Genomic DNA, 25,795 nt, shown 5'->3' with positions numbered 1-25,795 from the left:
TAAAAAGCGACATCCACCCTACGGATGCCGTCAGAGCTGAATCCAGGTCGCCTTCAGCTCTGTGTACTTGTCGAAGGCGTGCAGCGACTTGTCACGGCCGTTGCCGGACTGCTTAAAGCCGCCGAACGGCGCGGTCATGTCGCCGCCGTCGTACTGGTTGACCCACACACTGCCAGCACGCAGCGCCCGTGCGGTGCGGTGCGCCTTGGACAGGTCGGCGGTCCAGACGGCGGCGGCGAGGCCGTAGGGCGTGTCGTTGGCGATCGCCACCGCTTCCTCGGCGCTGTCGAAGGTGATCACCGACAGCACCGGGCCGAAGATTTCCTCCTGGGCGATCTTCATCGCATTGTCGACGCCATCAAAGATGGTCGGCTCGACGTACAGCCCGCCGGTGTCCTCCAGCGTACGCTGGCCGCCGATCAGCACCTGCGCACCCGCTTCACGGCCGGCGTCGATATAGCCGAGCACGGTGTTGAGCTGCTGGGTGTCTACCAACGCGCCGACGTTGGTCGCCGGGTCCAGCGGGTTGCCCGGCTTCCAGCCCTTGAGTGCCTCCACCACCATGGGCAGGAAGCGCTCCTTGACCGATCGCTCCACCAGCAGCCGCGAGCCGGCGGTGCAGACCTCGCCCTGGTTGAAGGCGATGGCGCCGGCCGCGGCTTGCGCTGCTGCTTCGAGATCGGGCGCGTCGGCAAAGACGATGTTCGGGCTCTTGCCTCCAGCCTCCAGCCAGACGCGCTTCATGTTCGATTCGCCGGCATAGATCATCAGCTGCTTGGCTACCCGCGTGGAACCGGTAAAGACCAGCGTGTCGACGTCCATGTGCAGCGCCAGCGCCTTGCCGACGGTGTGGCCGTAGCCCGGCAGGACGTTGAGCACGCCGGCCGGAATGCCGGCATCGATCGCCAGCTGGGCAATGCGGATGGCGGTCAGCGGTGACTTCTCGGACGGCTTGAGTACCACCGAATTGCCTGTGGCCAGTGCCGGGCCGAGCTTCCAGCAGGCCATCATCAGCGGGAAATTCCACGGCACGATGGCCGCCACCACACCGACCGGCTCGCGGGTGACCAGGCCGAGCTGGTCGTGGGGCGTGGCCGCCACTTCGTCGTAGATCTTGTCGATCGCCTCGCCACTCCAGCGCAGCGCCCGCGCGGCGCCGGGGATGTCCACCGCCAGCGAGTCGCCGATCGGCTTGCCCATGTCGAGGGTCTCCAGCAGCGCCAACTCCTCGCGGTGGTCTTCCAGCAGATCGGCAAAGCGGATCAGCACCGCCTTGCGCTTGGCCGGTGCCAGACGCGACCAGCTGCCGGCATCGAATGCGGCACGGGCACTGGCCACCGCGCGCTCGGCGTCGGCCTGGTCGCAGCTGGCGACCTGCGCCAGCACCCGCCCGTCCACCGGACTGATGCAGTCGAACTGGCCGCCGTCCGCCGCAGCGCAATACTCACCCTGGATAAAGGCGCGACCTTCGATGTGCAGGTCGCGGGCACGCTGTTGCCAGTCGGCGAGGGTCAGGGTGGGCATGGTGCATCCTCTCTAGTCAGGTCTTCGGGCTGTGGAAAAGGCACCCTAAACCAGCGGCGCGGACCCTATCAATATTTTTTACGAACGGCCGGTCTATCGCCTTGTTTTGTTCGTTTTATTAAACATAGACTCGATGAAAACCCTGCGGCTCGCCGTCGCAGCATAGCCGCTCGCCACCCGGAGCCAGCCCCATGTCACAGGATTTCCATCCCAACGCCTCGCCCGATCACTTCTGGATGCCCTTCACCGCCAACCGCCAGTTCAAGGCCACGCCGCGCCTGTTGGAGAGCGCCGAGGGCATGTATTACACGGCGAGCGACGGCCGCCAGGTGCTCGACGGCACGGCCGGGCTCTGGTGCTGCAATGCCGGCCATGGCCGACGCGAGATCAGCGAAGCGGTGAGCAAGCAGATCGCCAAGATGGACTTCGCGCCGACCTTTCAGATGGGCCATCCGCTACCTTTCGAGCTGGCCGAGAAACTCGCCGCCATCAGCCCCGAAGGACTGAACCGGGTGTTCTTCACCAACTCCGGATCGGAGTCGGCGGATACCGCGCTGAAGATCGCCCTGGCCTATCAGCGCGCCATCGGTCAGGGCTCGCGTACGCGGCTGATCGGCCGCGAGCTGGCCTATCACGGCGTCGGTTTCGGCGGCATGTCGGTGGGCGGCATGGCCAACAATCGCCGCGCCTTCGGCCCGATGCTGCCGGGCGTCGATCACCTGCCGCACACCCTCGATCTGCAGCGCAACGCCTTCAGCAAGGGCCTGCCGCAGCATGGCGTGGAGCGCGCCGATGAACTGGAGCGGCTGGTGGTGCTGCATGGCGCGGAGAACATCGCCGCGGTGATCGTCGAGCCGATGTCCGGCTCGGCCGGGGTGATCCTGCCGCCGGTGGGCTATCTGCAGCGTCTGCGCGAGATCACCGCCAAGCACGGCATTCTGCTGATCTTCGATGAGGTCATCACCGGCTTCGGCCGTGTCGGCGAAGCCTTCGCCGCCCAGCGCTGGGGCGTGACGCCGGACATCCTCACCTGCGCCAAGGGCCTGACCAACGGCGCGATTCCCATGGGCGCAGTGCTGGTCGCCGACCACCTGTTCGATGCCTTCATGAAGGGACCGGAAAGCGTCATCGAGTTCTTCCACGGCTACACCTACTCCGGGCACCCGGTGGCCTGTGCAGCGGCACTGGCGACCCAGCAGATCTATCAGCAGGAGAACCTGTTCCAGAAGGCCATCGACCTGGAGCCCTACTGGCAGGAAGCACTCTTCAGCCTCAGGGACCTGCCCAACGTGATCGACATCCGCACGGTCGGGCTGGTCGCGGGTATTCAGTTCGCTGCCCATGCCGATGGCGTCGGCAAGCGCGGTTATGAGGTGTTCCGCAAGTGTTTCGAGAAGGGCCTGCTGGTACGCGCCAGCGGCGACACTATCGCCCTGTCGCCGGCGCTGATCGTCGAGAAGGCCGAGATCGACCAGATGATGGAGTTGCTCGCCGACGGTATCCGCAAGGCCGGCTGACGCAGCGCCCCGAGAGGCGTGGCCCGGCCTGACGGATCAGGCCGGGCACTGGATCAAAGCGATTCCAGGCAGCCGGCCAGGGTGTCGCCAAGGCCTTCCAGCAACTTTTCGTAACCCTTGGCATCGGTCGGCAGGCCGACACCGAGCACATCCAGCTCCGCCATCTTCACCGGCAACCCGGCAGTCAGCGTCTCGGCCAGTCGCGGACGCGCCGGCGGTTCGCTGAACACGCAGCTCGGCCCAGCCTGCTGCAACCGCTCGCGCATCGCCGCGACATGCCGGGCGCCGGGTTGCGACTCGCCACCGGCACTGAACACGCCGGCATGGCGAAGGCCGTAGGCCGCCTCGAAGTAGTCGTAGGCCTCGTGGAAAACGAAGAACGGCTTGTTCTGCACCTTGCTGAAGCGCTGCTTGAGGCGGGCGTCGAGCGCCTCGATGCGCTGGGCGAAGGCCGCCGAGTTGGTCTGGTAGCGCTGTGCGTTGGCCGGGTCGGCGGTGGCCAGGTCCGCAGCCATGCGCTCGGCGATCACCAGTGCGTTGGCCGGCAGCAGCCACAGGTGCGCATCGAGCGTGCCCGGGCGATGGTCGTGGTCGTGCTCCTCGGCATGCGCGGTCTCGCCATGTGCGGCTTCGTCATGCTCGTGAGCATCATGGTCATGGCCGTCGTGATCGTCGTGATCGTCGTGCGCGTGCGCATCACCAAAACGACGCAGGGTCAGCTGCGGCAGGTCCTGCACCGCCACGGTCGTGCCTTCACGAGCGCTCAGTGCGCGCGGCAGGAAGCTCTCCAGATCCGGGCCGATCCAGTAGAACAGCTGCGCATCGCGGATACGCCGTACGTCGGACGGTCGCAGCGAGTAATGATGCGCCGAAGCGCTGGCCGGCAGCAGAACGTCAGGCTCACCGACGCCATCCTGAACCGCCGCGGCGATCAGCTGCAGCGGCTTGATGCTGGTCAGCACGCGGACTTCGGCGTGGGCGGACGCGGCGCCAGCAACCAGCGCCGCGAGCAAGGGAAGGGAAAAAAGACGATTCACGGGCGTCACTCGTACGGGGGGAATTGGTACATAATAACGTCTCTACCCCAACACGTCGCCGCTCATGTCCAAGACCCCGCTGGCCTGTACGCCCCACGACCATGACCATTGCGTCAGCCACGCGCTGGCCGAAGCCGACAGCCTCTGCGCGCGCCAGGGCGTACGCCTGACCGCCCTGCGCAAGCGTGTGCTGGAGCTGGTCTGGCAAAGCCACAGGCCGCTCGGCGCCTACGACATCCTCGCCGTACTGAGCGAGCAGGATGGCCGCCGCGCCGCGCCGCCCACTGTCTACCGCGCGCTGGATTTCCTGCTGGAGAACGGCCTGGTGCATCGCATCGCGTCGCTCAACGCCTTCATCGGCTGCAACCATCCGGAGCATCCACACCAGGGCCAGTTCCTCATCTGCCGGCACTGCCACACCGCCATCGAACTCGAGCAACGCGCCATCGCCGAGGCCATCGACAGCGCCGCCAGCAGCGTCGGCTTCGCCGTCGAGGGGCAGACCGTGGAAGTGGTCGGCCTCTGCTCAAACTGCCGGAAAGCCGCATGAGCGAGGTGCTGCTGCGGCTGGATGACATCCACGTGCGCTTCGCCAACCAGAACGTGCTGGAAGGCGCGCAACTGCAGGTGCATCGCGGCGAGATCGTCACCCTGATCGGCCCCAATGGCGCCGGCAAGACCACGCTGGTACGGGCAGTGCTCGGCCTGCTGAAACCCGATCGCGGCCAGGTCTGGCGCAAGCCGAAGCTGCGTGTCGGCTACATGCCGCAGAAGCTCCACGTGGACCCCACCCTACCCTTGTCGGTGCTGCGCTTTCTGCGCCTGGTGCCCGGCGTCGATCGCGCCCGAGCCCTGGCTGCGCTGGGCGAAGTCGGCGCCGAGCACGTCATCGACAGCCCGCTGCAGAAGATTTCCGGCGGCGAAATGCAGCGTGTGCTGCTCGCCCGCGCGCTGCTGCGCGAGCCGGAGCTACTGGTGCTCGACGAACCGGTGCAGGGTGTCGACGTCGCCGGCCAGGCCGAGCTGTACCGGCTGATCGGCGTGCTACGCGACCGCTACGGCTGCGGCGTTTTGATGGTTTCCCACGACCTGCATCTGGTGATGAGCGCCACCGACCAGGTGGTCTGCCTCAATCGCCACGTTTGCTGTTCGGGGCATCCGGAACAGGTCAGCAGCGACCCGGCCTTCGTCGAGCTGTTCGGCCAGGACGCGCGCAGTCTGGCGATCTATCACCACCAGCACGACCACAGCCACGACCTGCACGGCAGCGTGGTGACCGGCAAACCCCACGTCCACGGCCCGAACTGCAAGCACTGACATGCCCGATTTCCTTCTCAACGCCCTGCTCGCCGGCCTCGCCCTGGCGCTGGTCGCCGGCCCGCTCGGCTCCTTCGTCGTCTGGCGGCGCATGGCCTATTTCGGCGACACCCTGTCCCACGCCGCGCTATTCGGCGTCGCCCTCGGGTTGATGCTCGACGTCAACCTGACTCTGGCGGTGACGGTCGGCTGCGTGCTGCTCGCGCTCTTGCTGGTCACCCTGCAGCAGCGCCAGCCGCTGGCCTCGGACACGCTGCTCGGCATCCTCGCCCACAGCACGCTGTCGCTCGGCCTGGTGTCGCTGAGCTTCATGGATGACGTGCGCATCGACCTGATGGGCTATCTGTTCGGCGATCTGCTCGCCGTCGGGCCGAGCGACCTGGCCTGGATCATCGGCGGCAGCGCCCTGGTGCTGCTGATGCTGATTCCGCTGTGGCGGCCACTCTTGGCGATCACCGTGCACGAGGAGCTGGCCAAGGTCGAAGGGTTGCCGGTGGCCGGTATCCGCCTGGCGCTGATGCTGCTGATCGCCGTGGTGATCGCCGTGGCGATGAAGATCGTCGGCGTGCTGCTGATCACCTCGCTGCTGATCATTCCCGCCGCCGCGGCGCAACGCCATGCGCGCACGCCGGAGCAGATGGCCTTTGGCGCCAGCGTGTTGGGCATCGTCGCGGTGTGCCTGGGTCTGACGCTGTCCTGGTTCGAAGACACCCCCGCCGGGCCGTCCATCGTGGTCAGCGCCGCCGCGCTGTTCCTGCTCAGCTTCGCCTGGCCGAAGCGCGCATGAGTGACCTGAAGTACCTGCGCGGCTACCCCGAGCCGCTGCTGGCTCAGGTACGCCAGCTGATCGCCGAGGATCGCCTGGGCGATTACCTCGCGCGGCGCTACCCTGGCCGCCATCAGGTGCAGAGCGACAAGGCGCTGTATGGTTACGTGCAGCAGCTCAAGCAGGACCACCTCAAAAGCGCGCCGCCGATCGACAAGGTGCTCTATGACAATCGCCTCGACCTGACCCATCGCGCGCTGGGCCTGCATACCGCGGTATCACGGGTGCAGGGCGGCAAGCTCAAGGCGAAAAAGGAGATTCGCGTCGCCGCACTGTTTCGCGAGGCGGCGCCGGAATTCCTGCAGATGATTGTGGTGCACGAACTCGCCCATCTGCGTGAGCGCGAGCACAACCGTGCCTTCTACAAGCTGTGCGAACACATGCTGCCCGGCTACGGGCAGATCGAGTTCGATCTGCGCCTGTTTTTGCATTGGCGCGAGCTGCGGGCACAGGATGCCGGCTCCGGCGACGACGCCTAGCGCACGAATGGCGCCAGGCCTCGCCTCGTATGCTGGCAGTGCGCTCAAATCCAGCCCAGCCAGCGCCACCAGGTCATCGCGAACAGCAACATGCTCAGATAGCCGATCAGCGTTACCAGCACGCCGACCTTGGCGAATTGCCGGGCGCTGAAGGTCTCGGTGCCCAGGCAAACCATGTTCTGCGGCGCGTTGATTGGCAGGATGAAGCCGTAACTGACGACGAAACCGAGCAGCATGGTCATCCCCAGCCGGCTGAAATCCCCTGGCAGGCTGAGCAACACCGAGATCAGGATCGGCAGCATCGCCGAGGTCAGCGCCGTGGCACTGGCAAAGCCCAGATGGATCACGATGAGAAAAGCGCCGAGAATGGCGAAGATACCCAGCGGCCCCACCACGCCAAGCCCGGTGTGGGCCACCACCTGCGCGCCGAGCCACTGTCCGGCCTGAGTCGTGAGCAATACCGTGCCGAGGCTGATCCCGACGCCGAAGACGATCACCGTGCCCCAGGGCACCCGCGCCTGAACCTCCTTCCAGTTCATCACGCCGATGCGCGGCAGCATCAGGATCACCAGACCCGCGTAGGTGGTGCTGGTGGTGTCGAAACTGTGCAGCTTGCCCTCGGTGGCCCAGCACAGCAGCAACCCGATGGACACGGCGAGCAGGCGTTTCTGCGCCGAGGTCATCGGCCCAAGTTCGGCAAGCGAGCGTGCCACGGCTTCCTTGCCACCGGCTATCCGCTCGGTTTCCGGCGGCAGCAGCTTGAGCACGATGAACAGCAGCACGAAGGACATCATCACGGCCCAGGGTGCGCCGGCGATGAGCCAGTCGATCCAGCTGACTCGCTCACCCAGCAGTTTGTCCATGAAGCCCACCAGCAGCAGGTTCTGCGCCGCTGCGGTCTGGATGCCGATGTTCCAGATGCTGGTGCCCTGGGCGACGATGATCATCATGCCGGCGGCGAAGTTCGAACGCTTGTCGATCCCGAATGCGGTGATGATGCCAAGCATGATCGGCACCACGCAGGCGGCGCGCGCCGTGGCGCTGGGTACCACCAGGCTGAGCAGGACGATGACCACCAGCGTGCCGCCGAGGATATGCCGCGAACTGGTGCCGACCCTGGATAGGGTCATCAGCGCAATGCGCCGGTCGAGCCCGGTCAGGGTCATCGCCGCAGCGATGAACAGGGCTCCGGCTACCAGCGCCAATGCCGGATTGGCGAAGCCGGAAAGCCCCATGCCGATCGCCTTTGAGGTGCCGTAGACGACCTCGGGGTTTTCCAGCGTAGGCGCCGTACCGATGAGGAACGCCAGCAGCGCGGTGATCATGATCGCGCTGACCTCATAGGACACCGCTTCGGTGATCCACACCACCACCGCGAACACCAGGATCGCCAGCACTCGCTGGCCGGCCACGGGCAGGTCGGCAGGCAGTGGCATCAGCAGCACGCCAATGAGCGCCAGTACGGCCACCAACAGACCGATCGGGATGCCAAGCAGACCTTGGCGAAGGGCTACGTTAGGGGTATCGCTCATGGTATGGCTCCATCCGCTGACAGACGCCTTCAGCATGGGCAAGCCAGATCAGCGAGACCATGACCTGTGTCTATTGCGGGCCTTTGCGGCGAGTTAACCAAGTAAAAAAAAAGCAGAACGCCGGCATGCGCCGGCGTTCTGTGGTCGATGGTTCGCAGCACGTTTCGAGCGGGCTGGCGCCCGCGCCGAACCTTGCGCAAGCGTCACGCGGGAATTGCGTCCGCCGCGGCCTCGCGCGCCCAGACCCGATGCTGGCCAAGCGCCTGGGCGAAGTTGCCAAACACCCCATCCACATCATCGCCTTCCAGCAGACCAGCGTCGGGCTGCAGGCCCAGGGTCGCCAGCAGCGGACGCGCGGCACCGAGCACCACGATGGGTTTCAGGTGCTTGTAGGCCTCCAGCAGGTAGTGCTTGGCTTCGCCGGACTTGGCCATGGCCGCCGCCGCATCGGCACCGCCGGGGACGAACACGGCGTCGAACATCACCGAGGGCATGCCGTCCATCGCGGCGTCGACCGGCAGCATCTTGCCGTCCGCCGTCTTCACCGGCGCCGGCGAGGGACCGATGATCTTGGCCAGCGCGCCCTGCTCGGCCAGCTTGGCCTTGAATGCATCGATTGCAGCACCATCAACGCCGTTGGCCACCAGAATGGCGATCTTGCGCGACTTGATATTGCCCGGTGCATGGTTCATCAAACTCAGGGCCGGCGAGCTTTGCGGGGTCGGTACCTTCGCCGCTACGGTCGGCGCAGCGGGTGCCGGCAGGCCGAGGTTCTCGGCCACGCGGCGGGCCAGCTCCAGGTCGATGTTGGCGAGGATCTCGTTGACCTGACGCTCACGGATGAACACCCGCTCGACCTTGCCCAGCTCGAAGGTATAGGCACCGATGATGTGCTCCTTCTCCGGGCCGCTCATGCTGTTCCAGAACAGCGTGGCCTGGGAGAAGTGGTCGCCGAAGGATTCGCTGCGGTTGCGGATCTTGTGCCCCTCGACCCGCTCCGGATAGCTCTCGAAACCGCCGCCCTGAGCTGCCGGCGGGGTTTCCTTGGGCCAGCCACTGTCGATGGAGTTGGGCTCGTAGTTGGCGCGGCCCTTGTGGATCGTCTGGCGATGGAAGGCGTCGCGCTGGTTGTTGTGAAACGGACACAGCGGACGGTTGATCGGGATTTCGTGGAAGTTCGGCCCACCGAGACGCAGCAGTTGGGTGTCGGTGTAGGAGAACAACCGGCCCTGCAGCAGCGGATCGTTGGTGAAGTCGATGCCCGGCACGATATGGCCGATGTGGAAGGCGGCCTGCTCGGTCTCGGCGAAGAAGTTGTCCGGGTTGCGGTTGAGGGTCATCTTGCCGAGCTTCTGCACCGGCACCAGCTCCTCGGGGATGATTTTGGTCGGGTCCAGCAGGTCGAAGTCGAACTTGTGCTCGTCGGCCTCTTCCACCACCTGCACGCCCAGCTCCCACTCGAAGTAGTCGCCAATCTCGATGGACTCCCACATGTCGCGGCGATTGAAGTCCGGGTCCTTGCCGGCAATCTTCAGTGTCTCGTCCCAGACCAGCGAGAAGGCGCCCGCGACCGGCTTCCAGTGAAACTTGACGAAGCGGCTGACGCCCTCAGCGTTGATCAGGCGGAAGGTGTGCACGCCAAAGCCTTCCATCGCCCGGAAGCTGCGCGGCAGGGCGCGATCGGACATGGTCCAGAGCACCATGTGCGCCGATTCCGGGGTCAGCGAGACGAAGTCCCAGAAGCTGTCGTGAGCCGACTGCGCCTGCGGGATCTCGTTGTGCGGCTCGGGTTTCACCGCATGCACGAAGTCCGGAAACTTGATCGCGTCCTGAATGAAGAACACTGGCATGTTGTTGCCGACCAGATCGAAGTTGCCCTCGTCGGTGTAGAACTTGGTGGCGAAGCCGCGCACGTCGCGCACGGTGTCTGCCGAGCCGCGCGAGCCCTGCACGGTGGAGAAGCGCGTGAAGACCGGGGTTTCCTTGCCTTCGGCGGCGAGGAACGAGGCCTTGGTCAGCCAGCTGTGGTCGGCGTAGCTGACGAACACACCGTGCGCCGCCGAACCACGCGCATGCACGATGCGCTCGGGGATGCGCTCGTGGTCAAAGTGGGTGAGCTTCTCGCGCATGATGAAGTCTTCGAGCAGCGAGGGCCCACGATCGCCGGCCTTGAGGGTGTTCTGGTTGTCGGCGATCTTCACGCCCTGGTTGGTGCGCAGCGCCTCGCCGGTGGCGTCGCTGCGAAATTCTTCCAGTTGGTCGAGCTTGGCGTTGTGATTGGCACGGTCGACGGTATCGGTGCCGGCCAGCTCGCTCTGTTTAGGGGTCTTTTCGGTCATGATGGGCCTCCATTAGCGGTGAGCTGAACCGCGAACGATCGGGCCACGGTCTGGACCTGATGCGTGATCATTTCACGGCGTACCGGTTAGTGACCCCCATAGCGGCTACATGGTTGCCGGCCGAACCGATTTGCTTTAGCTATAAGCCCGATGCATTTGCTCAATCGCAGCGGCACAGACAAGCGACCTCGCCGGCAAACGGGTAGAATGCCCGGCTTTCGCCGAATATCCCGGCAACGAACGCCGCACCCACAAGGTTCGCCCGTGATCGAATTCCATCAAGTCCACAAAACCTATCGGACCGGCGGCAGAGACGTCCCTGCCCTGCAGCCGACGCAGCTGGAGATCGCCTCCGGTGAAGTCTTCGGCCTGATCGGCCATTCTGGCGCCGGCAAGAGCACGCTGCTGCGTCTGATCAACCGCCTCGAGGAACCCTCCGGCGGGCGCATCCTGGTCAACGGCGAAGATGTCACCGCGCTCGATGCCGACGGCCTGCGGCGCTTCCGCCAGCGCGTCGGGATGATCTTCCAGCACTTCAACCTGCTGATGTCCAAGACCGTGGCGGACAACGTCGCCATGCCGCTGCGCCTGGCCGGCATCCGCTCGCGCAGTGAGATCGACGCCCGCGTCGCCGCCCTGCTCGACCGTGTCGGCCTCAAGGACCACGCGCGCAAGTATCCGGCGCAGCTCTCCGGTGGTCAGAAGCAGCGCGTGGGTATTGCCCGTGCTCTGGCCACCGAGCCGAGCATCCTGCTCTGCGACGAGGCGACCAGCGCCCTCGATCCGCAGACCACGGCATCGGTGCTGCAGCTGTTGGCCGAGATCAATAGCGAGCTGAAGCTGACCATCGTGCTGATCACCCACGAGATGGACGTGATCCGCCGCGTCTGCGACCGCGTGGCGGTGATGGACGCCGGCGCCATCGTCGAACAGGGGCCGGTCACCGAGGTGTTCCTGCATCCCAAGCACCCGACCACCCAGCGCTTCGTGCTGGAAGACGAGGCGATGGATGAAAGCGAGCTGCACGACGATTTCGCCCACGTGCCGGGCCGCATCCTGCGCCTGACCTTCCAGGGCGATGCCACCTACAAGCCCCTGCTGGGCACCGTCGCCCGTGAAACCGGGGTCGACTACAGCATCCTTTCCGGGCGCATCGATCGCATCAAGGACACCCCCTACGGCCAGCTCACGCTGGCGCTGATCGGCGGTGACATGGCGGCGGCAATGGCACAACTGCAGGCCGCCGACGTGCACGTGGAGGTATTGCGCTGATGGACGCCTTTTTCAGCTCCTTGTTAGGGAATGTCGACTGGTACGAGATCTGGCTGGCGACGCTGGACACCCTGCTGATGCTCGGCGGCTCGCTGCTGTTCACCATCCTGCTCGGCCTGCCGCTGGGCGTGCTGCTGTTTCTCTGCGGCCCGCGCCAGCTGTTCGAGAACGGGCCGCTGTATGCCGCGCTGTCGTTCGTGGTCAACGTGCTGCGCTCGCTGCCGTTCATCATCCTGCTGATCGTGATGATTCCGTTCACCGTGCTGATCACCGGCACCTCGCTGGGCGTCGCCGGGGCGATCCCGCCGCTGGTGGTCGGCGCCGCGCCGTTCTTCGCACGCCTGGTGGAAACCGCACTGCGCGAAGTGGACCGCGGCATCATCGAGGCGACCCAGGCCATGGGCGCGACGACGCGGCAGATCATCTTCAGCGCATTGCTGCCGGAAGCGCGTCCGGGCATCATCGCTGCGGTCACCGTTACTGCCATCACCCTGGTGTCCTACACTGCGATGGCCGGTGTAGTGGGGGCCGGCGGCCTCGGCGACCTGGCGATCCGCTTCGGCTATCAGCGATTCCAGACCGACGTGATGGTGGTCACCGTGGTGCTGCTGCTGGTACTGGTGCAGGTGCTGCAAAGCGTCGGCGACCGGCTGGTCACCCATTTTTCACGCAAATGAAGCGCAACCAGGGCGAGCGAACCTTCGCACCCCACTCAATCTACGAAGGAACCGAACGATGAAGAAACTGATTGCCGCCCTGGCCACCGTCGCGGCATTTTCCGCACAGGCCGCCGAAACCCTGACCGTGGCCGCCACCGCCGTGCCGCACGCCGAGCTGCTGGAGTTCGTCAAGCCGCAGCTGGCCGAGCAAGGCGTCGAGCTGAACGTGAAGGTCTTCACCGATTACGTGCAACCGAACATCCAGGTCGCCGAGAAGCGTCTGGACGCCAACTTCTTCCAGCACCAGCCGTACCTGGATGAGTTCAACAAGGGCAAGGGCACCGATCTGGTCAGCGTGGCCGGCGTGCATATCGAACCCTTTGGGGCCTACTCGAGCAAGGTCAAGTCGCTGGACGAACTGCCCAATGGCGCCACCGTGGTCATTCCCAACGATGCCACCAATGGCGGCCGCGCACTGCTGCTGCTGGACAAGGCCGGCGTGATCACGCTGAAGGTCGGCGCCGGCATCACCGCCACGCCGAAGGACATCGCCGAGAACCCGAAGAAGATCAAGATCCGCGAACTGGAAGCCGCGACCCTGCCGCGCGTGCTGACCCAGGTCGACCTGGCGCTGATCAACACCAACTACGCGCTGGAAGCCAAGCTGAACCCGACCCAGGACGCCCTGGTGATCGAGGGCAGTGACTCGCCGTACGTGAACATCCTGGTCGCCCGTCCGGACAACAAGGACAGCGATGCCATGCAGAAACTGGCTGCCGCGCTGCACAGCGAGCAAGTACGCCAGTTCATCGAGGAAAAGTACAAGGGTGCCGTCGTTCCGGCCTTCTGAGCCTGACCGCGCTGTCCTGAACGAACCCCGCCTCGGCGGGGTTTTTCGTTTTTGGCCGTAGGGTGGATGTCGCCTTTTACAACCACCGAGCCCCCGCTCGGCTAACCCGTGGTTCCCCACCCCGTGATCGATAAAGCGCGATCCACCCTACGACCAAGCCATATCAGGACGCGGGCCCACGAAATGGTTCGCGCAGCATGCTCTTCACGGCACCAGCACTGCCGCGCCCTGGAAGCGTCCATGGCGCAGATCGTCCAGCGCCTGGTTGGCCTGTTCCAAAGGGTAGGCATGGGTTTCGGTATGGATGCCGACCTGCGCAGCGACCGGGAAGAAGTCCAGGCCGTCCTGACGGGTCAGGTTGGCCACCGAAACCAGCTCGCGCTCCTGCCAGAGGATGTCGTAGGGGAAGCTCGGAATGTCGCTCATGTGGATGCCGGCGCAGACCACCCGCCCGCCCTTGCGCACGGCACGCAGCGCCGCCGGCACCAGCTCGCCGGCCGGCGCATAGATGATCGCGGCATCCAGCGGCACCGGCGGCGACTCGTTCGAATCGCCGGCCCAGAGCGCGCCCAGCGAACGGGCGAAGTCCTGCGCAGCGATGTCGCCAGGACGGCTAAGGGCATAGACATCGCGCCCCTGCCAGCGCGCCACCTGCATGACGATATGCGCCGCGGCACCGAAGCCGTACAGGCCCAGGCGCTTGCCGTCACCGGCCTTGACCAGCGAACGCCAGCCGATCAGCCCGGCACAGAGCAGCGGCGCCAGCGCCACGGCATCGCCCTCGTCGCCGAGGGCAAAGGCGAAGCGCGCGTCGGCCACCACGTATTCGGCATAACCGCCTGGCCGCGTGTAGCCGGTGAACTGCGGCGCATCGCAGAGGTTTTCCTCGGCGTGCTGGCAATAGCTGCAGGTGCCGCAGGTATGCCCGAGCCAGGGAATGCCGACCCGCTGGCCCAGCTCGAAACCGCTGACGCCTTCGCCCAGCGCATCGACGCGGCCGACAATCTCGTGACCCGGGATGATCGGCAGCGGCGCCTCCGGCAACTCGCCATCCACCACGTGCAGGTCGGTGCGACAGACGCCGCAAGCCAGTACCTTGACCCGCAGCTCCCCTGGCCCCGCTTGAGGCTCGGGCAGTTCGCGCAGCTGCAACGGTTGGCCAATCTGTTCCAGCAACATGGCGCGCATCGACGGCTCTCCTTTCGTCTCTGTTCTGCTGAGCGTAGGCCGATCGGTGGAAAAAGGCTCTAGACTCGAAGCGTCCCATGCTCAGGAGTGCCATCTATGACGCTTTCGCCCTTCCACCTCGCCATTCCCGTCCACGATCTGGCCGCCGCCCGCACCTTCTACGGCGAGGCGTTCGGCTGCGCCGAGGGCCGCAGCAGCGAACACTGGGTGGATTTCGATTTCTTCGGCCACCAGCTGGTGATCCACGAAGCACCGAAGATGCCGCATCAGGAGGCGGCGCATAGCAACCCGGTGGACGGCCACGACGTGCCGGTGCCGCATTTCGGCGTGGTGCTTGGCTGGGAACAATGGGAGGCACTGGCCGAGCGGCTGAAGGCGCGCGGCACGCGCTTCGTCATCGAGCCCTACGTGCGCTTCCAGGGCCAGGTCGGCGAACAGGCGACCATGTTCCTGCTCGACCCCTGCGGCAACGCCCTGGAGTTCAAGGCGTTCAAGGACATCGGCCAGCTGTTCGCCAAGTGAGCGGGATCAGCCGCGCTCGGCGAGGTGCTGGTCCTTGAGCTTCACATAATTGCCGGCGGTATAGCTGAAGAAGCTGCGCTCCTTGTCGGTCAGCGGGCGCGCCTGCTTTACCGGGCTGCCGACGTAGAGGTAGCCGGACTCCAGCGTCTTGCCCGGCGGCACCAGGCTGCCGGCACCGATGATCACTTCGTCCTCGACCACCACGCCGTCCATCACGATCGAACCCATACCCACCAGGATGCGATTGCCCAGGGTGCAACCGTGCAGGGTGACCTTGTGGCCGACGGTGACTTCGTCGCCGATGGTCAGCGGAAAGCCGTCCGGGTTGTACGGCCCGGCATGGGTGATGTGCAGCACGCTGCCGTCCTGGATGCTCGACCGCGCGCCGATGCGGATGCGGTGCATGTCGCCGCGGATCACCGTCAGCGGCCAAACCGAGCTGTCGGCGCCGATCTCGACATCGCCGATAAGCACCGCGGAGTCGTCGACGAACACGCGCTCGCCCAGTTTCGGAGTGCTGTTGTGGTAGCTGCGTATCGCCACGATAGAAACCTCTTTGGCTGCGGGAAGGGTCGATTGTAATTAAGATGGTCGGCATTGCCGCGGTGAACCAGGCCTGAGCAGCATGCCGCCTGGCGTGGTCAGAGTTAACTACCGGCTGCTTGCCGGCGGCGCGTTTCGTCGCCCGGCGTTGAAAAAGCGCGGCAGCGCGTCCATCTAGGACATCTGCCTGCGCGCTGGCCTGTCCAGCCTCACTCAAGTGAGCGGCCTGCAATCCCTTTCGTCACAAGGTGTCCCCCGTGAGCGCGAACAATCCCCTGCTGCAAGATTTCGATCTGCCACCCTACTCCGAGATCCGCCCGGAGCACGTCGAGCCGGCCATCGACACCATCCTCGGCGACAACCGCGTGGCGATCCAGGAACTGCTTAGCCGCCCGGCCGACAGCCTGGACTGGCAGACCCTGGTGGTCGGCCTCGACGAACTGAACGACCGCCTCGCGCGCGCCTGGGGGCCGGTCAGCCACCTCAACTCCGTGTGCAACAGCCCGGAGCTGCGTACCGCCTATGAGGCCTGCCTGCCCAAGCTGTCGGCCTACTACACCGAACTCGGACAGAACCGCGACCTGTTCGAGGCCTACCAGGCATTGGCCGCGAGCCCCGCGGCGGCTGGCTTCGAGGTGGCGCAGAAGACCATCCTCGAGCATTCGCTGCGTGACTTCCGCCTGTCCGGCATCGACCTGCCGCCGGTCGAGCAGCAACGCTTCGGCGCCATCCAGATGAAGCTCGCGGAGCTGGGCAGCAAATTCTCCAACCAGCTGCTGGACGCCACCCAGGGCTGGACCCGGCACATCACCGACGAAAGCCTGCTGGCCGGTATCACCGATTCGGCCAAGGCACAGATGGCCGAGGCAGCCAAGGCGAAGGATCTCGACGGCTGGCTGATCAGTCTGGAATTCCCCAGCTACTACGCGGTGATGACCTACGCCGACAACCGCGACCTGCGCGAGGAGGTCTACGCCGCCTACTGCACCCGCGCCTCGGACCAGGGCCCGAATGCCGGGCAGTTCGACAACGGCCCGGTAATGGCCGAGATCCTCGAGCTGCGCCACGAGCTGGCCGGGCTGCTCGGCTACGGCAACTTCGCCGAGCTGTCGCTGGCGACCAAGATGGCCGAATCCACCGAGCAGGTGCTGAGTTTCCTGCGTGACCTGGCGGTGCGCAGCAAGCCGTTCGCCGAGCGCGACCTGGCCGAACTGCGCGCCTTCGCCGCCGAGCAGGGCCTGGACGATCTGCAGAGCTGGGACCTCGGCTACTACGCCGAGAAGCTGCGCCAGCAGCGCTACAGCCTGAACCAGGAAGAACTGCGCGCCTACTTCCCGATCGACAAGGTGCTGTCCGGGCTGTTCTGTATCGTCCAGCGCCTGTACGGCATCGAGATTCATGAGCTGGAAGGCTTCGATGGCTGGCATCCGGAAGTGCGTCTGTTCGAGATCACCGAGAACGGCCAGCACGTCGGGCGCTTCTTCTTCGACCTCTATGCGCGGCCGAACAAGCGCGGCGGCGCCTGGATGGATGGCGCCCGCGACAAGCGCCGTACCGCCGCTGGCACGCTGCAGACGCCGGTAGCCAACCTGGTGTGCAACTTCACCCCGCCGGTGGGCGAGCGCCCTGCGCTCTTGACCCACGACGAGGTCACCACGCTGTTCCACGAATTCGGCCACGGCCTGCACCACCTGCTGACCCAGGTCGAGCACGCCGGCGCCTCGGGCATCAACGGCGTGGCCTGGGATGCCGTGGAGCTGCCGAGCCAGTTCATGGAGAACTGGTGCTGGGACCCCGAAGGCCTGGCGCACATCTCCGGCCACTACCAGACCGGCGAGCGCCTGCCGCAGGACAAACTGGACATGATGCTGGCGGCGAAGAACTTCCAGTCCGGCATGATGATGGCGCGCCAGCTTGAATTCTCCCTGTTCGACTTCGAACTGCACGCCACCCATGGCGACGGTCGCAGCGTGCTGCAGGTACTCGAGTACATCCGCGACGAGGTCTCGGTGATGCGCCCACCGGCCTACAACCGCTTCCCCAACAGCTTCGCGCACATCTTTTCCGGTGGTTATGCGGCCGGTTACTACAGCTACAAGTGGGCCGAGGTGCTGTCGTCCGATGCCTTCTCGCGCTTCGAGGAAGAAGGTGTGTTCAACTCCGAGACCGGGCGCGCCTTCCGCGAGGCGATCCTGGCCCGTGGCGGCTCCCAGGAGCCGATGGTACTGTTCGTCGATTTCCGAGGCCGCGAGCCGTCCATCGACGCCCTGCTGCGCCACCTCGGGCTGGTAGCGGAGGCCGCGGCATGAACGACGAAGTAACCCGTGTCACCACCAAGCGCTTCATCGCCGGGGCCGTGTGCCCCGCGTGCAGCGGCACGGACTGCATCAAGATGTGGGACGTCGACGGCGTGCCGCACCGCGAATGCATCGACTGCGGCTACGCCGACACCCTCAACGCCCAGGGCCAGTCGGTACCGATGGAGCTGGGCACGCGGGTGAACAAGGTCCAGCCCAAGCCGGCCAACCCGCAGGTGCAATCGGTGCAGTTCTTCCCTAATCCGAAGCTGAAGAAGCCCGAGTAGCCACTGTGCTGCACCTGACCTGCGGCGACCTGGCCGGCGACAGCGTACGTGCGCTGCTGGCCAGGCTAGAGCCCGAGGTACAGGTGCGGGTGTTGCGCGACGACCTGGCTGTCGGACCGCTGAATGGCGTGGATCGTGCGCCTTGCGCTGCTCGCGCCACATTCTGGGAGCAGGTCTGGCCCGCAGAGGTGGCGCCACGCCCGGTGTTCGCCGATGAGCTAGCGGCTGATGCACTCTGGCTAGCCAACCTAGCCAAACAGGCTGCAGCCGTAACGGTCTGGCACGGCGACAGCGCATCCGAACAGCTGCTGCTGGCTCGCATCGCCGCGCTGCTGCAGGGCTCCAGGTGCGGGTTGCACGAAGTTGCTTGCGGCACCGGAGACAGCCGCGCCGGCCAGCGCAAGGCGGTGTCCATGCATTCGCCCGAGGCACTGGCGGCGCTATACAGCCCACAGGCGGTTCCCGCGTCTCGCCAGGCTGAACTCGCTGCGGTCTGGCACGAGCAGTGCGCCAGCTCGCATGACATTCGCCGCTGGTTCGAGGGGGCGTTTCGGGGCGAAGACTATCGGCTGATCGACGCGGCGCTAGTCGCTGCCAGCCCCGACGAATTCGCTCCGCTGGCGCGTGCGATGGCCGAGGTCATGGGCCATTGCGACGGCTTCTTTCCCACGGATTTCTTCCTCTACTGGCGCGCCCGCGTACTGGCTGCCGCAGGGCGTCTGGAGGTACAGGGCGATCCAACAGCCGGTTACCGTGATCTGCAGGTGCGCCGAGTCATGAGGTGAAAGACTTCACTTCGCGGCCAAGACTCGGCGCGCCCAACGTCTAAAACAAAGAACCCGCCAAGTGGCGGGTTCCTTTTTTGTACCAGTCCAAATCAGCCTTCGACCTTCGGCGTCGCTCGCCCCGGCTGCGGTGGCGAAGCAAACAGGCGCTTGAGCTTCATTGCCGGCGCTTCGATCAGGTGCCAGGACAGCGCAGCGAGGATCAGCGTCGGCACGAAGGCGATCAGCGTCAGGCCGAGCACGCCGACCTGCGGACCGAACAGGTAGACCGTCAGCTGCTGGAACGGGAAGGCGTAGATGTACAGGCCATAGGAAAAATCGCCGTACTTGCCGAAACGCGAGATCAGCGGCAGCGGCGCGTAGGCCAGATAGAGCACCAGATACGGCAGTGCGATGAAGTACACCAGCGGGCCGATGTCGGTACGGAAGGTTGCCACCAGCGCGGCGAACAACAGCGCCGCGATCCAGCCGCGCCAGGGGATGTCGTCGCGATAGAGGAACAGTGCCGAGCCGCTGTAGTACAGCAGCCCCAGTTTGAAGATGTTCTTGATGAAGTAGGACTCGATACCCAGCTTGCCCAGCAGCCAGAAATGCCCGATGGCGAGCACGGCAATCGGCAGGAAGATCAGCCGGCGCTTGAGGAAACCGGTCAGCCCGAGAATCATCACGCCGATGTACATCAGCACTTCCAGCGGCAACGTCCACAGCGAGCCGTTGACCACGTCGGGGTAGACGTTGCCGGTAAATACGCCGGGCAGCTCGTAGCGTGTCACCAAGAGGATGTTCTGCAGATAGGTCCAGGTGCCGTCGGCTGCGAGATACTGGCCGAGGGTCAGATGGGTGACCAGCGGCCCGATGACAAACACCGAGAGCAATACCGCGACGATCAACGCCGGAAAGATGCGCAGCGCCCGCTTGATCAGGAAGCTTTTCGGGCTGCTGCTAGCCAGCCAGGACGAGGCAATCAGATAGCCGCTCATGACGAAGAAGATGCCGACGGCGATCGAGCCGCCCTTTTCGTAGCCGGTGAGCAACGTCAGGGGTTCATCTCCACGGCGGCCAACCAGCGGATAGCTGTGGGCGAACAGCACCAGCGCCGCAGCGAAGAAGCGCAGGAAGTCGAAATTATTCTCCCGGGTGTGGAAAGAGCCGGTGGGATGCATGGTCTGCTCCTGACGAGTAACGGCAGTGACTAAGAAAAGGGGCGCACGCAAGCGGTGCATGCCGGTACTGCCGGATCGGTCGCGCACCGCGCTCCGATCGTCCTTGTTGTTTGCCGGCCGCCACGACAGGCGTCGCTCGCGCGTGCAAGCGTTACCCGGTCAGCCCCTTTGTCCCGAGTGCAGCGCAAATGTTCCCGAGCCAACCGACAGGCGGTAGCAGGCAGCACCGATCAGCGGCGCTGGCGTACTGTCGCCGAGAAGACTACTGTATGAATGAACAGTAATCGGACCGACACCCCATGAGCTTCCCCCGTGCCACACCACGCGGCCGCGGCACTGCGATCAACCCGGACAACCGTTTCGCCCCGACACGCAGCGAGGCGTACGACGATGGCTGGGAACAGGACGTGCCGCCGACCCGCGCCACCGAAGTGCGCCTGGAGACGGCCAAGAGTGTACTGACCCGTAACCAGTCGCCTGACGTGGGTTTCGATCGCTCGGTAAACCCCTATCGAGGCTGCGAACACGGCTGCATCTACTGCTTCGCGCGACCCAGTCACGCTTATTGGGACCTGTCGCCAGGCATCGATTTCGAGACGCGGCTGATAGCCAAGACCAACCTCGCCGAGCGCCTCGAACAGGAACTCTCCAAGCCTGGCTACGTGCCGCAACCGATCGCCCTGGGGGTGAACACCGATGCCTATCAGCCGCTGGAGCACGAGCAGCGGCTGACGCGCCAGGCGCTGGAGATCCTGCTGCGCTTCAAGCACCCCGTGCACATCATTACCAAGGGTTCGCTGGTGCTGCGCGATCTCGATCTGCTGGTGCCGTTGGCCGAGCAGCGGCTGGTCAGCGTTTCGGTCAGCCTGACCACGCTGGACGACGAGCTGAAACGCATCATGGAGCCGCGCGCGGCCTCACCCTCGGCGCGGCTGCGGGTGTTGCGTACCCTGCATGAGGCTGGCGTGCCGGTCAGCGTGATGTGCGCGCCGATGATTCCGATGATCAACGACATGGAGCTTGAGCGCTTGCTCGAAGCCGCCCGCGAGGCCGGTGCGCGCTCGGCCGGCTATGTGCTGCTGCGCCTGCCCCACGAAGTGGCGACGCTGTTCGATGAATGGCTGCAGGAGCATTTTCCGCAGCGCGCTGCCCATGTCATGAGCCTGGTGCGCCAATCGCGCGGCGGCAAGGATTACGACAGCCGCTTCGGTAGCCGCATGCGCGGTGAAGGCCAATTTGCCCAGCTGCTGGCGCAACGCTTTCAGCTGGCGTGCAAGCGCCTGGGCTTCAATCGACGGGATCAGAACTACGGCCTGGATAGCAGCCGTTTTGCCGTGCCGGGTTCGCAGATGTCGTTGCTCTGAGACCTCGAAAGCGCCGCCAGCGCGCCATCACTACGACAGCAATCAGAAAGCCGAAAAGGCTCGTCCTAGAGCGGTTCGTTCAGTTTCAGTTAAGTCTCGCTGACTAGCCTCGGGGCAAATGTGACCAGCCAGTCACCAGCCGCACAACCGGCCTGGATGAGTGCTGGCATGCCTTGCCCTGCATCAGGAGACCACCCATGCGTGAAATATTCACCGCTCGCGCCGAGCGCAACGAACCATCCGCACATGGCGAAAGCGCCGACGAATCCTTCGCCCATCTGGTCGATGGCTTTCGCCGCTTTCGCACCGAGGTCTATCCCGAACAGCAGGCGCTGTTCGCCCGCTTGGCCAGGGCCCAGCAGCCGCGTGCGATGTTCATCACCTGCGCCGACTCGCGCATCGTTCCCGAGCTGATCACCCAGAGTTTGCCCGGCGACCTGTTCGTCACCCGTAACGTCGGCAATGTGGTGCCACCCTACGGCCAGATGAACGGCGGCGTCTCCAGCGCCATCGAGTACGCGGTGATGACGCTCAACGTGCAGCACATCATCATCTGCGGGCATTCCGACTGCGGCGCGATGAAAGCGGTGCTCGACCCCAGCGGCCTGCAACGGATGCCCACGGTGAAGGCCTGGCTGCGGCATTGCGAAGTGGCGCGCAGCCTGGTGGAGCAGAACTGCAGCTGCGGCGCCGGCGAAGCCCTGGGCGTGCTCACCGAAGAGAACGTGGTGGCCCAGCTCGACCACCTGCGCACCCATCCCTCGGTCGCCGCGCGCCTCGCCGGCGGTCAGCTGTCGATCCACGGCTGGGTCTATTGCATCGAGACCAGCGAAATCCTCGCCTACGACGCCACCAGCGGCCGTTTCGCGCCGCTGGACGGCGACGGCCCGCTGCCGGTAGCAACGCCCACGCCGCGCTACCTGCAGGCCTGAACCGCCGGCCGCAAGGCATTGGCTTTCGCTTCATGCGACGCCCCAGGGGCGTCGCCGCGTGTCGAGGATTTTCGAATGAATGCACAAACACTCAAAGCAACGCTGCCGCGTGACCTGATGGCGTCCGTGGTGGTTTTTCTGGTGGCCCTGCCGTTGTGCATGGGCATCGCCATCGCCTCGGGCATGCCGCCCACCAAAGGCGTGATCACCGGCATCGTCGGCGGGCTGGTGGTGGGTTGGCTGGCCGGTGCACCCCTGCAGGTCAGCGGCCCGGCCGCCGGACTCACGGTGCTGGTGTTCGAACTGGTGCAGCAATACGGAGCGGCCATGCTCGGGCCGATCCTGCTACTGGCCGGTGCGCTGCAACTGCTGGCCGGTCGGCTGAAGCTGGGTTGCTGGTTCCGCGTCACCGCGCCGGCGGTGGTCTACGGCATGCTGGCCGGCATCGGCATCCTCATCGTGCTGTCGCAGTTGCACGTGATGCTGGACGGGCAGCCGGAAGCCTCCGGACTGGACAATATCGGCGCCTTTCCCGCCGCGCTATGGGCCGCGCTGCCGTTTTCCGGCGGCGGTAACGGACTGATCGCCGCATCTCTCGGCCTACTGACCATCGCCTGCATGTGGGCATGGGATCGGCTCAAGCCGCAGCGCCTACGCCTGCTGCCCGGCGCGCTGCTGGGTGTCGCGGCGGCAACGCTGGCGGGGCTATGGCTTGGGCTCGACGTGCGCCGTGTCGAGGTGCCGGACAATCTCGCCGATGCCATCAGCTGGCTGCAACCGGCCGATCTGCTGGCCTTCGCCGATCCCGGTCTGCTGGTCGCGGCGCTGGCCGTGGCCTTTATCGCCAGCGCCGAAACCCTGCTTTCCGCCGCGGCGGTCGATCGCATGCACCAGGGCCCGCGCGCCGATTTCGACCGCGAACTCACCGCCCAAGGCATCGGCAACATGCTCTGCGGCGTGCTCGGCGCGCTGCCGATGACCGGCGTGATCGTGCGCAGCTCGGCCAATGTGCAGGCCGGTGCGCGCACGCGGCTGTCGGCCATGCTGCACGCGCTCTGGCTGCTGGCCGCGGTGGTGCTGCTGGCCGCGCTGCTGGAGCAGATTCCAATCGCCAGCCTGGCCGGTGTGCTGGTCTACACCGGGCTCAAGCTGATCGACCTGAACGCGCTGCGCCAGCTCGGCCGCTACGGGCGCATGGCCATGCTGATCCATCTCGCCACGGCGCTGACCATCGTCGCCACCGACCTTCTGACCGGCGTGCTGCTGGGCTTCGCGCTGACCCTGGGGCAACTGGCTTGGCAGGCTTCGCGGCTGAGGGTCGCGGTGGTGCAGGAAGGCCGCCGGGTCGAACTGCGCATGCAGGGCGCAGCGACCTTTCTGAAGGTGCCGCGACTGGCCCGCGCGCTGGATGGCGTACCGAAGAATGCCTGCGTGCATGTGCCGATGACACACCTGCAGTACATCGACCATGCCTGCATGGAGCTGCTGGAAGAATGGCAGCGCGCCAACCAGGCCAGCGGCGCACGGCTGATCATCGAGCCGCGGGCACTGACGCGACGGGTCGAAGGTCGCCGCCGGCAGGCCGTGCATCTTGCCGCGGCTGCCGACGGGAACTAATCAGGGCGACCAGCCCCCTCATCTTTCAGACACGACCATGCACAACGTGCATCTAGCCGGCAGCGCATCGGGTAAGCCCATGCGCTGCCGGCGCTTCTGGAGGATTGAATTGGACGTCTATATCGATCTGCTGCAATGGCCTGCCATGGTGGTCACGGTGATCGCCGCCTGGCTGATCGGCTCGCTGCAGCCCGGCCGGCGCTTCGTCGGCTTCTGCTGTTTTCTGCTGAGCAACCTGCTCTGGGTGATCTGGGGCTGGCACGCCGAGGCGTGGGCGCTGATCACCCTGCAGGTCTGCCTGGCGCTGATGAACCTGCGTGGGGTGAAGAAGAACGATGCCCCCACACAGCCCGAGCCAGACGCGCCCCGCGCTTAAATTGCCAGAGTGGGATCGCTGTCTATACTCCGAATCGTAGGCGTACCTGATTGAGTTCCGACTGCGCGTGCAAGCGTCCATGTCGCCAGCGAGCGTTTCGCGGGTGGCGTTGGGCAGAATCGGACCGATCGAAAACGTAGCTGGCATGACGGGAATGGTTTCCCCGGCCAGCCGATTTTCGGCGGTGCGATGGCGGTCGGCGGGATAACAAGAATCATAAGGGGAACCCGCAATGTCTCGACATCCATGCATCTGGATGGGGCTTGGGCTTTCGGCAATATTTGGCCAGGCCCAGGCGGCCTGGGACGTGAACATGCGCTCCGGCGCCACCGACGTCAGCCGTTCGGTGTTCGATCTGCACATGACGATCTTCTGGATCTGTGTGGTCATCGGCGTGCTGGTATTCGGCGTGATGATCTGGTCGATGGTCGCGCACCGCCGCTCCAAGCGTCAGCATTCCGCTCACTTCCACGAAAACACCCGCGTCGAGGTGCTCTGGACGGTCATCCCGCTACTGATCCTGGTGGGCATGGCGATCCCGGCGACGCGCACGCTGATCCACATCTACGACTCCAGCGAATCGGACGTCGACGTGCAGATCACCGGCTACCAGTGGAAATGGCACTACAAGTATCTGGGCGAGGACGTGGAGTTCTTCAGCAACCTCACCACGCCGCGCGAGCAGATCAACAACCAGGCGCCCAAGGGCGAGAACTACCTGCTGGAAGTCGACGAGCCGCTGGTGATTCCCGCCGGCGCCAAGGTGCGCTTCCTGATCACCGCGGCAGACGTCATCCACTCCTGGTGGGTGCCGGATCTGGCGGTGAAGAAGGACGCCATTCCCGGCTTTATCAACGAATCCTGGACCCGCGTCGAAGAGCCCGGCATCTACCGCGGCCAGTGCACCGAGCTGTGCGGCAAGGACCACGGCTTCATGCCGGTGGTGGTGGAGGTCAAGTCCGCCGAGGACTACGCCGCCTGGCTCGGCGAGAAGAAGGCCGAAGCCGCCAAGGTGGCCGAACTGACCAGCAAGGAATGGACGCTGGAAGAGCTCTCCGCGCACGGCGAGAAGGTCTACCAGACCGCTTGCGCGTCCTGCCACCAGGCTGGCGGCGAAGGCATCCCGCCGATGTTCCCGGCCCTCAAGGGCTCGGCCATCGCCACCGGCGACATCGAGGCGCACATCGACATCGTCGTCAACGGCAAGCCGGGCACCGCCATGGCGGCCTTCGGCAAGCAGCTGTCGGAAGTCGACCTGGCCGCGGTCATCACCTACGAGCGCAACGCCTGGGGCAACGAGACCGGCGAAATGGTCACGCCGAAAGACGTGCTCGACTTCAAACAGGCCGAAGAAGCCACCCAGTAAGAG

General features: G+C 65.3%; 24 protein-coding genes. 17 read left to right on the top strand and 7 right to left on the bottom strand.

Annotation, left to right across the window (positions count from 1 at the left end; translation table 11 throughout):
• Positions 1–30: 30 nt before the first annotated feature.
• Positions 31–1,524 carry an aldehyde dehydrogenase gene (locus tag IEG05_RS10285; protein WP_046618214.1) on the bottom strand — a complete coding sequence of 498 codons (1,494 nt, stop codon included), beginning with the start codon at positions 1,522–1,524 and terminating at the stop codon, positions 31–33.
• 191 nt (positions 1,525–1,715) lie between these two features.
• Between IEG05_RS10285 and aptA the strand changes: the two genes are divergently transcribed.
• On the top strand, positions 1,716–3,041 hold the full coding sequence (gene aptA, locus IEG05_RS10280) for an omega-aminotransferase AptA (protein WP_046618215.1): 1,326 nt from the start codon (positions 1,716–1,718) through the stop codon (positions 3,039–3,041).
• Between the two features lie 53 nt (positions 3,042–3,094).
• On the opposite strand, the gene IEG05_RS10275 is transcribed toward aptA, so the two are convergent.
• Entirely contained in the window at positions 3,095–4,078 is a 984-nt protein-coding gene (locus IEG05_RS10275; RefSeq protein WP_046618216.1) for a zinc ABC transporter substrate-binding protein, read from the bottom strand.
• Positions 4,079–4,142: 64 nt separating this feature from the next.
• Here IEG05_RS10275 and zur point away from each other — a divergent pair, with 64 nt between their 5' ends.
• From zur to IEG05_RS10255, 4 genes are read left to right on the top strand one after another with little or no spacing between them, the layout of a single operon-like run.
• A complete protein-coding gene (gene zur, locus IEG05_RS10270) occupies positions 4,143–4,628 on the top strand; it encodes a zinc uptake transcriptional repressor Zur (protein ID WP_046618217.1) in 486 nt (161 codons plus the stop codon).
• Positions 4,625–5,395: a zinc ABC transporter ATP-binding protein ZnuC gene (gene znuC / locus IEG05_RS10265; protein ID WP_023445753.1), complete on the top strand. Its 771-nt coding sequence runs from the start codon at positions 4,625–4,627 to the stop codon at positions 5,393–5,395. The genes zur and znuC overlap by 4 nt, the downstream gene beginning before the upstream one ends.
• 1 nt (position 5,396) lies before the next feature.
• Complete coding sequence (znuB, locus tag IEG05_RS10260) at positions 5,397–6,182, top strand: zinc ABC transporter permease subunit ZnuB (RefSeq protein ID WP_014822193.1); 786 nt, start codon at positions 5,397–5,399, stop codon at positions 6,180–6,182.
• Complete coding sequence (locus IEG05_RS10255; RefSeq protein WP_041015525.1) at positions 6,179–6,700, top strand: M48 family metallopeptidase; 522 nt, start codon at positions 6,179–6,181, stop codon at positions 6,698–6,700. The genes znuB and IEG05_RS10255 overlap by 4 nt, the downstream gene beginning before the upstream one ends.
• A gap of 44 nt (positions 6,701–6,744) precedes the next feature.
• Here IEG05_RS10255 and IEG05_RS10250 read toward each other — a convergent pair whose 3' ends face one another.
• Entirely contained in the window at positions 6,745–8,232 is a 1,488-nt protein-coding gene (locus IEG05_RS10250; RefSeq protein WP_046618220.1) for a DASS family sodium-coupled anion symporter, read from the bottom strand.
• A 203-nt stretch (positions 8,233–8,435) separates the two neighbouring features.
• A complete protein-coding gene (gene katE, locus IEG05_RS10245; RefSeq protein WP_046618222.1) occupies positions 8,436–10,571 on the bottom strand; it encodes a catalase HPII in 2,136 nt (711 codons plus the stop codon).
• A 264-nt stretch (positions 10,572–10,835) separates the two neighbouring features.
• On the opposite strand from katE, the gene IEG05_RS10240 reads away from it, so the two are divergent.
• The 3 genes from IEG05_RS10240 to IEG05_RS10230 are packed head-to-tail and all read left to right on the top strand — an operon-like array spanning position 10,836 to position 13,352.
• On the top strand, positions 10,836–11,843 hold the full coding sequence (locus IEG05_RS10240; RefSeq protein ID WP_046618223.1) for a methionine ABC transporter ATP-binding protein: 1,008 nt from the start codon (positions 10,836–10,838) through the stop codon (positions 11,841–11,843).
• Positions 11,843–12,520, top strand: coding sequence for a methionine ABC transporter permease (locus IEG05_RS10235; RefSeq protein WP_046618225.1), 678 nt, complete (start codon positions 11,843–11,845; stop codon positions 12,518–12,520). Before IEG05_RS10240 ends, IEG05_RS10235 begins: the two co-directional genes overlap by 1 nt.
• Positions 12,521–12,578: 58 nt before the next feature.
• On the top strand, positions 12,579–13,352 hold the full coding sequence (locus IEG05_RS10230; RefSeq protein WP_046618226.1) for a MetQ/NlpA family ABC transporter substrate-binding protein: 774 nt from the start codon (positions 12,579–12,581) through the stop codon (positions 13,350–13,352).
• Between the two features lie 204 nt (positions 13,353–13,556).
• Here IEG05_RS10230 and IEG05_RS10225 read toward each other — a convergent pair whose 3' ends face one another.
• Entirely contained in the window at positions 13,557–14,540 is a 984-nt protein-coding gene (locus tag IEG05_RS10225; RefSeq protein WP_046618227.1) for a zinc-dependent alcohol dehydrogenase family protein, read from the bottom strand.
• Positions 14,541–14,636: 96 nt separating this feature from the next.
• Here IEG05_RS10225 and IEG05_RS10220 point away from each other — a divergent pair, with 96 nt between their 5' ends.
• Positions 14,637–15,062: a VOC family protein gene (locus IEG05_RS10220; RefSeq protein ID WP_046618229.1), complete on the top strand. Its 426-nt coding sequence runs from the start codon at positions 14,637–14,639 to the stop codon at positions 15,060–15,062.
• Positions 15,063–15,068: 6 nt separating this feature from the next.
• Here IEG05_RS10220 and IEG05_RS10215 read toward each other — a convergent pair whose 3' ends face one another.
• Positions 15,069–15,605 carry a gamma carbonic anhydrase family protein gene (locus IEG05_RS10215; protein WP_046618231.1) on the bottom strand — a complete coding sequence of 179 codons (537 nt, stop codon included), beginning with the start codon at positions 15,603–15,605 and terminating at the stop codon, positions 15,069–15,071.
• A gap of 257 nt (positions 15,606–15,862) precedes the next feature.
• Between IEG05_RS10215 and prlC the strand changes: the two genes are divergently transcribed.
• The 3 genes from prlC to IEG05_RS10200 are packed head-to-tail and all read left to right on the top strand — an operon-like array spanning position 15,863 to position 18,974.
• A complete protein-coding gene (gene prlC, locus IEG05_RS10210) occupies positions 15,863–17,914 on the top strand; it encodes an oligopeptidase A (protein WP_046618232.1) in 2,052 nt (683 codons plus the stop codon).
• Complete coding sequence (locus IEG05_RS10205; RefSeq protein ID WP_023445743.1) at positions 17,911–18,189, top strand: YheV family putative zinc ribbon protein; 279 nt, start codon at positions 17,911–17,913, stop codon at positions 18,187–18,189. The genes prlC and IEG05_RS10205 overlap by 4 nt, the downstream gene beginning before the upstream one ends.
• Positions 18,190–18,194: 5 nt before the next feature.
• On the top strand, positions 18,195–18,974 hold the full coding sequence (locus tag IEG05_RS10200) for a DUF1835 domain-containing protein (RefSeq protein ID WP_046618233.1): 780 nt from the start codon (positions 18,195–18,197) through the stop codon (positions 18,972–18,974).
• 92 nt (positions 18,975–19,066) lie between these two features.
• On the opposite strand, the gene IEG05_RS10195 is transcribed toward IEG05_RS10200, so the two are convergent.
• Positions 19,067–20,137 (bottom strand): acyltransferase family protein, encoded by a 1,071-nt coding sequence (locus IEG05_RS10195; RefSeq protein WP_046618235.1) that lies wholly within the window; start codon positions 20,135–20,137, stop codon positions 19,067–19,069.
• A 299-nt stretch (positions 20,138–20,436) separates the two neighbouring features.
• Here IEG05_RS10195 and IEG05_RS10190 point away from each other — a divergent pair, with 299 nt between their 5' ends.
• The 5 genes from IEG05_RS10190 (at position 20,437) to coxB (ending at position 25,792) form a co-directional block, all read left to right on the top strand.
• Positions 20,437–21,501, top strand: coding sequence for a PA0069 family radical SAM protein (locus tag IEG05_RS10190; RefSeq protein ID WP_191121997.1), 1,065 nt, complete (start codon positions 20,437–20,439; stop codon positions 21,499–21,501).
• Positions 21,502–21,698: 197 nt separating this feature from the next.
• Positions 21,699–22,433, top strand: coding sequence for a carbonic anhydrase (locus IEG05_RS10185; RefSeq protein WP_046618257.1), 735 nt, complete (start codon positions 21,699–21,701; stop codon positions 22,431–22,433).
• Between the two features lie 75 nt (positions 22,434–22,508).
• Positions 22,509–24,050: a SulP family inorganic anion transporter gene (locus IEG05_RS10180; protein WP_046618259.1), complete on the top strand. Its 1,542-nt coding sequence runs from the start codon at positions 22,509–22,511 to the stop codon at positions 24,048–24,050.
• A 109-nt stretch (positions 24,051–24,159) separates the two neighbouring features.
• Positions 24,160–24,426, top strand: coding sequence for a hypothetical protein (locus tag IEG05_RS10175; RefSeq protein ID WP_003303649.1), 267 nt, complete (start codon positions 24,160–24,162; stop codon positions 24,424–24,426).
• A gap of 232 nt (positions 24,427–24,658) precedes the next feature.
• A complete protein-coding gene (gene coxB / locus IEG05_RS10170; RefSeq protein ID WP_042924233.1) occupies positions 24,659–25,792 on the top strand; it encodes a cytochrome c oxidase subunit II in 1,134 nt (377 codons plus the stop codon).
• Positions 25,793–25,795 lie beyond the last annotated feature (3 nt).

Source organism: Stutzerimonas kunmingensis, from assembly GCF_014764705.1.
Lineage (GTDB): Bacteria > Pseudomonadota > Gammaproteobacteria > Pseudomonadales > Pseudomonadaceae > Stutzerimonas.
This window is presented reverse-complemented; position numbering and strand designations above follow the sequence as displayed.

Excerpts from the sequence above, each read along its gene's own strand:
- aptA (WP_046618215.1), top strand. The coding sequence starts at position 1,716 with ATGTCACAGGATTTCCATCCCAACGCCTCGCCCGATCACTTCTGGATG.
- zur (WP_046618217.1), top strand. The coding sequence starts at position 4,143 with ATGTCCAAGACCCCGCTGGCCTGTACGCCCCACGACCATGACCATTGC.
- IEG05_RS10195 (WP_046618235.1), bottom strand. The coding sequence starts at position 20,137 with ATGCATCCCACCGGCTCTTTCCACACCCGGGAGAATAATTTCGACTTC.
- IEG05_RS10205 (WP_023445743.1), top strand. The coding sequence starts at position 17,911 with ATGAACGACGAAGTAACCCGTGTCACCACCAAGCGCTTCATCGCCGGG.
- IEG05_RS10190 (WP_191121997.1), top strand. The coding sequence starts at position 20,437 with ATGAGCTTCCCCCGTGCCACACCACGCGGCCGCGGCACTGCGATCAAC.
- coxB (WP_042924233.1), top strand. The coding sequence starts at position 24,659 with ATGTCTCGACATCCATGCATCTGGATGGGGCTTGGGCTTTCGGCAATA.
- katE (WP_046618222.1), bottom strand. The coding sequence starts at position 10,571 with ATGACCGAAAAGACCCCTAAACAGAGCGAGCTGGCCGGCACCGATACC.
- IEG05_RS10180 (WP_046618259.1), top strand. The coding sequence starts at position 22,509 with ATGAATGCACAAACACTCAAAGCAACGCTGCCGCGTGACCTGATGGCG.
- IEG05_RS10250 (WP_046618220.1), bottom strand. The coding sequence starts at position 8,232 with ATGAGCGATACCCCTAACGTAGCCCTTCGCCAAGGTCTGCTTGGCATC.
- znuC (WP_023445753.1), top strand. The coding sequence starts at position 4,625 with ATGAGCGAGGTGCTGCTGCGGCTGGATGACATCCACGTGCGCTTCGCC.
- IEG05_RS10255 (WP_041015525.1), top strand. The coding sequence starts at position 6,179 with ATGAGTGACCTGAAGTACCTGCGCGGCTACCCCGAGCCGCTGCTGGCT.
- IEG05_RS10225 (WP_046618227.1), bottom strand. The coding sequence starts at position 14,540 with ATGCGCGCCATGTTGCTGGAACAGATTGGCCAACCGTTGCAGCTGCGC.
- IEG05_RS10230 (WP_046618226.1), top strand. The coding sequence starts at position 12,579 with ATGAAGAAACTGATTGCCGCCCTGGCCACCGTCGCGGCATTTTCCGCA.
- IEG05_RS10285 (WP_046618214.1), bottom strand. The coding sequence starts at position 1,524 with ATGCCCACCCTGACCCTCGCCGACTGGCAACAGCGTGCCCGCGACCTG.
- znuB (WP_014822193.1), top strand. The coding sequence starts at position 5,397 with ATGCCCGATTTCCTTCTCAACGCCCTGCTCGCCGGCCTCGCCCTGGCG.
- IEG05_RS10185 (WP_046618257.1), top strand. The coding sequence starts at position 21,699 with ATGCGTGAAATATTCACCGCTCGCGCCGAGCGCAACGAACCATCCGCA.
- IEG05_RS10220 (WP_046618229.1), top strand. The coding sequence starts at position 14,637 with ATGACGCTTTCGCCCTTCCACCTCGCCATTCCCGTCCACGATCTGGCC.
- IEG05_RS10235 (WP_046618225.1), top strand. The coding sequence starts at position 11,843 with ATGGACGCCTTTTTCAGCTCCTTGTTAGGGAATGTCGACTGGTACGAG.